Raw genomic sequence first — 4,536 nt, 5'->3', positions numbered from 1 at the left:
ACCTGGGATGTCTCAACCTTCGTCATTCGGCGTCTTCCGGCGGCTGCAGCGCCCGGGCCAACGGCGGGTCCACGAGTCGGCGCTGCCAGGTCCGCGCCCGCCCGGCGCGCAGAAACGCGTCGACGGCTTCGTCGGGGTCCGGAGCCGGTTCCCAGTCCCAGCACAGCCGTCGCACCAGATCGGGCGCGACAAGGTTTTCGGTGGGGACGTGCACCCGCTCCGACACTTCGCCCAGCGCGGCCCGCGCCGCCTCCAGCCGCGCCGCGGCCTCCGGTTTGCGCCTGCCCCAGCGTGACGGCGGCGGCGGCCCGTTGGGCGCCTCGGCCTCGTCGGGCGGATCCTGGGTCTGCCGGGCCGCCTCCAGTGCCGCCAGCCAGATCTCGGCGCTGCGGCGCTGGTTGCGCCCGCCGAACACCGGCAACGCGACCAGGTCCTCGACCGTCTTCGGGTTGGCCAGGGCGGCGTCGATGATGGCCGAATCCGGCAGCACCCGCCGGGGCGCGATGTCGCGGCGCTGGGCGATGCGGTCGCGCGCCGTCCACAGTTCGCGCACCGCCGCGAGGCCCCGCCGGTCGCGCACCCGGTGGATGCCCGACGTCCGGCGCCAGCGGTCCCGCTTCACCACCGGGGCGGCGTCGCGGGCGCCCACCTCGCGCAAGTAGTCGAATTCCTCTGCGGCCCAACCGCTTTTGCCTTGCTCGTCGAGCACGTCGGAGATCGCCGCGCGCAGCTCGATGAGCAATTCCACGTCCAGCGCCGCGTAGTTGAGCCACTCGGCGGGCAGCGGGCGCTTTGACCAGTCGGCCGCGCCGTGGCCCTTGGCCAGCCCGAGCCCCAGCAGGCGGTCCACCATGGTCGCCAGGTTCACCCGATCGAAGCCGGCCAGCCGCCCCGCGAGCTCGGTGTCGTAGAGCGCCGGCGGCCGCATGCCCACCTCGGCCAGGCACGGCAGGTCTTGATCGGCGGAGTGCAGGATCCATTCGTCGGTGCCCAGCACCTCGGCGACCGGCCGCAGCACGGTCAGCGGGTCGCCGCCGTGGCTGACGGGGTCGATGAGCACGGTGCCGGCTCCGGCCCGCCGGATCTGGATCAGGTAGGCCCGGTTGGAGTAGCGGAAGCCCGACGCCCGCTCGGCGTCCACCGCGAACGGGCCGCGCCCGCGGTCCAGGAGCCGCGCGGCGTCCTCGATCTCGCGGACGCTCACCGCGAGGTCGGGAACCCCCTCGGCCGGGTGCAGTAGCGGGGTGGCTTCAGGGGTCCTGCCGGGCGCGGTGCTATCGGGCCCGGGGGCCCCCGGTTCGCCCATGTCAGGCGCGTGAGCGAGAGCTCAGGTTGGTGACGCCGGACGGCGGCAGGCCCGCGGCGTGCTCGAGCACCTCGCAGAACGCCTCGACGTGCGCCCCGACGTCGGGGGTGGTCGCGGTCCACGACGCCCGCAGCTCGAGCTGGTGGGCGCGGGGCGGTCCGGAGATGTCGCCGTAGCGCACCGAGGTGGTGGCGGTGACGGTGCCGCCCAGGGCGGTGGTGTGCTCGAGGCGCGACTCAAGCGCGTCGACCAGCCAGCTCCACGCCACCTCGGGGAGCAGCGGGTCGACCGCCTCGCTGGGGTCCAGGTCGGCCTGGATATAGGCGACCAGCCGGATCGTGCCGTCCCACGCGTCGGCGCCGTCCGGGTCGTACAGCAGGATCAGCCGGCCGAACGCGTCGCCCTCGGAGCGTTCCGGGACGATCTCTAGCTCGGGGTGTTTGACCTCGGCACCCAGCGCGTAGCTGTAGGGCGCCAGGCGCTGCGGCGGACGGATCGGGCCCAGCTCGATCTCCGGCCGCACGGAGACGGCGTTCATCGCCGCCACCGCCTCGCGGAATGGGGCCGGTTCAGTCGAGGTCAACGGCGCCGCTCCTCTTCGTCGCTCCCGCTCCGCATCGTCACAGGCGCGGGTCACAGCGTTCGACGCTAGACCCATCACCCGACACGCCGAAACAGGCGCGCCGAGTTTCGCCGTCGTCGCGACCAAGCCGTTACCACGCGTTTTCGGGGACCCACGGCGGGCGTCGTGCCTGATCAGGGCGTCCCCCCGTTGAATCGGGCCGGGCGCTTCTCGCGGTGCGCGGCGAGGCCCTCCCGGACGTCCGGACCGCTGAAACTGAGGAATTCCAGGCCGAGCGACGTTTCGAAGGCGGGCGCGAACATCCGGTACCAATGGTTGAGGCTGTGCTTGGTCCAGCGGATCGCGTCCTGCGCGCCGCGCGCCAAGTCCTCGGCCACCCGCGTCGCGGTGGCCAGGACATCCTCGTCGTCGACGCAGGTGGAGACCAGTCCGATGCGCTCGGCTTCCTCGCCGGAGAGCGTCTCACAGGTGAGCAGGTAGTACTTGGCCTTGGCCATCCCGACCAGCAGCGGCCAGCAGATCGCGGCGTGGTCGCCGGCGGCCACCCCGAGCTTGGTGTGCCCGTCGATCAGCTTGGCGGTCCGGCCGGCCACCGAGATGTCGGCGAGCAGCGCCACCACCAAACCGGCGCCGACGGCGGGCCCGCGGATCGCCGAGACCACCGGCTTGTCGAAATTGACCATGTTGAGCACCATGTCGCGGGCCTCGCGCATGATGCGGATCCGGCCCTGGTAGTCGGCCATGGTCTCGTCGATCAGGTCGAAGCTGCCGCCGGAGGAGAACGCCCTGCCCTCGCCGCGGACCAGCACGACCCGCACGGCGGGGTCGCGGTCGATCACCGGCCAGATGTCGGCCAGGTCGCGGTGCATCTGTGGCCCGACCGAGTTCAGCCCCGGCGCGTCGAGAACCAGGGTCAGCACGCCGCTCTCGCTGGGTTCGCAGCGCAGGCTGGGGAACTCGTCGTAACTGATCGGCATTGGCGTGATGTTACGCAGCGGCGATGTCGGTGGCCCGCCATGGCAGCATTGAGGCCAATGAACAACCCTGCGCCTACGCGTCGCGACCTCCCCGAGTCGCCGTACCTGGCCGCCGTCTCCGGACGCAAGCCCGGCCGAGTGCCGGTGTGGTTCATGCGGCAGGCCGGTCGCTCGCTGCCCGAGTACCGCGCGCTGCGCGAACGGCACAGCATGCTGGCGGCCTGCTTCGAGCCCGAGGTGGCCGCCGAGATCACGCTGCAGCCGATCCGCCGCCACGGCGTCGACGCGGCGATCCTGTTCTCCGACATCGTGGTGCCGCTGCGGGCCGCGGGCGTCGACCTGGACATCGTCGCCGACGTGGGGCCGGTGATCGCGCACCCGGTGCGCACCGACGCCGACATCGACGCGTTCAAACCCCTTGACCCCGAGGCGATCCGGCCGATCTGCGAGGCGGTTTCGCTGCTCGTCGGCGAGCTGGGCGACGTCCCGCTGATCGGCTTCGCCGGCGCGCCGTTCACGCTGGCGTCCTATCTCGTCGAGGGCGGCCCCAGCCGCAACCACGCGCGCACCAAGGCGATGATGCTGGCCGAGCCGGCCAGCTGGCACGAGCTGATGTCGAAGCTGACCGACCTCACCGTCGCTTTCCTGCGCGGGCAACTCGAGGCCGGCGTGGACGCCATCCAGGTGTTCGACTCGTGGGCGGGGACGCTGTCGCTGGCCGACTACCGCCGATACGTGTTACCGCACAGCTCAAGGGTTTTCGCGACCCTGTCCGAATACGGCGTGCCGATGACGCACTTCGGGGTCGGAACCGCCGAACTGCTGGGTTCCATGTCCGCGGCGCTGAAGTGCGGCATGAAACCCGGCCAGTGCACCGCCGTCGGGGTGGACTGGCGGACCTCGCTGGTCGACGCCGCCGCCCGGGTCGAGCCGGGCACGGCGCTGCAGGGCAACCTCGACCCGGTGGTGCTGCTGGCGGGTTGGCCGGTGGCCGAACGCGCCGCGCGGGCGGTCATCGACGACGGGCGCCGCGCGGTGGACGCCGGCGCGGCCGGCCACGTCTTCAACCTCGGGCACGGGGTGCTGCCCGAGACGGACCCCGGCGTGCTGACCGACCTGGTTGCGCTGGTCCACTCGCTATGACGGCCCCGTCGTATTGTGTTGTGGGCGGCGGTATTTCAGGGCTGACGGCGGCATACCGGCTGCGCGCGGCCGCCGGGGCCGACGCGAGCATCACCCTGTTCGATCCGGCCGACCGGCTCGGCGGCATCCTGCGCACCGAACACGTCGGCGGCCGAACGATGGATTTGGGCGCCGAGGCGTTCGTGCTGCGCCGCCCCGAGATGCCGGCGCTGCTGGCCGAACTGGGCCTGTCCGCGCGCCAGATCGGCACCACCGGCGCCCGCCCGCTGATCTACAGCGACCACCGGCTGCACCCGTTGCCCGCCGGCACGGTCGTCGGGATCCCGTCGTCTGCGGCTTCGGTGGCGGGTCTGGTCGACGAGGCGACGCTCGCGCGCATCGACGCCGAACCGACCCGACCGCTGGCCTGGCAGCCCGGCAGCGATCCCGCGGTGGCCGAATTGGTCGGCGACCGGTTCGGCGGGCAGGTGGTGGCCCGGTCGGTGGACCCCCTACTCAGCGGGGTGTACGCCGGCTCGGCCGCGACG

At 72.4% G+C, this 4,536-nt stretch carries 5 protein-coding genes; 2 read left to right on the top strand and 3 right to left on the bottom strand.

Translation table 11 applies throughout. The features are described 5' to 3' along the window. Positions 1–22 precede the first annotated feature (22 nt). The 3 genes from N415_RS29495 to N415_RS29485 all read right to left on the bottom strand — a co-directional run bounded on the left by N415_RS29495 (position 23) and on the right by N415_RS29485 (position 2,866). Entirely contained in the window at positions 23–1,306 is a 1,284-nt protein-coding gene (locus tag N415_RS29495) for a ribonuclease D (protein ID WP_068189589.1), read from the bottom strand. 1 nt (position 1,307) lies between these two features. Then, a complete protein-coding gene (locus N415_RS29490) occupies positions 1,308–1,943 on the bottom strand; it encodes a DUF3000 domain-containing protein (RefSeq protein WP_152531640.1) in 636 nt (211 codons plus the stop codon). A gap of 119 nt (positions 1,944–2,062) precedes the next feature. Beyond that, complete coding sequence (locus tag N415_RS29485; RefSeq protein WP_068189586.1) at positions 2,063–2,866, bottom strand: enoyl-CoA hydratase/isomerase family protein; 804 nt, start codon at positions 2,864–2,866, stop codon at positions 2,063–2,065. 57 nt (positions 2,867–2,923) lie between these two features. Between N415_RS29485 and hemE the strand changes: the two genes are divergently transcribed. Beyond that, on the top strand, positions 2,924–4,009 hold the full coding sequence (hemE, locus tag N415_RS29480; protein WP_068107312.1) for a uroporphyrinogen decarboxylase: 1,086 nt from the start codon (positions 2,924–2,926) through the stop codon (positions 4,007–4,009). After that, on the top strand, positions 4,006–4,536 hold a 531-nt coding region (locus tag N415_RS29475; protein WP_152531639.1), incomplete at its 3' end, for an FAD-dependent oxidoreductase. The genes hemE and N415_RS29475, both read left to right, overlap by 4 nt.

Source organism: Mycobacterium sp. UM_CSW (assembly GCF_000455205.1).
Classification (GTDB): domain Bacteria; phylum Actinomycetota; class Actinomycetes; order Mycobacteriales; family Mycobacteriaceae; genus Mycobacterium.
This window is presented reverse-complemented; position numbering and strand designations above follow the sequence as displayed.

Coding starts and splice junctions, on each gene's coding strand:
- N415_RS29495 (WP_068189589.1), bottom strand. CDS start 1,306: ATGGGCGAACCGGGGGCCCCCGGGCCCGATAGCACCGCGCCCGGCAGG.
- N415_RS29485 (WP_068189586.1), bottom strand. CDS start 2,866: ATGCCGATCAGTTACGACGAGTTCCCCAGCCTGCGCTGCGAACCCAGC.
- hemE (WP_068107312.1), top strand. CDS start 2,924: ATGAACAACCCTGCGCCTACGCGTCGCGACCTCCCCGAGTCGCCGTAC.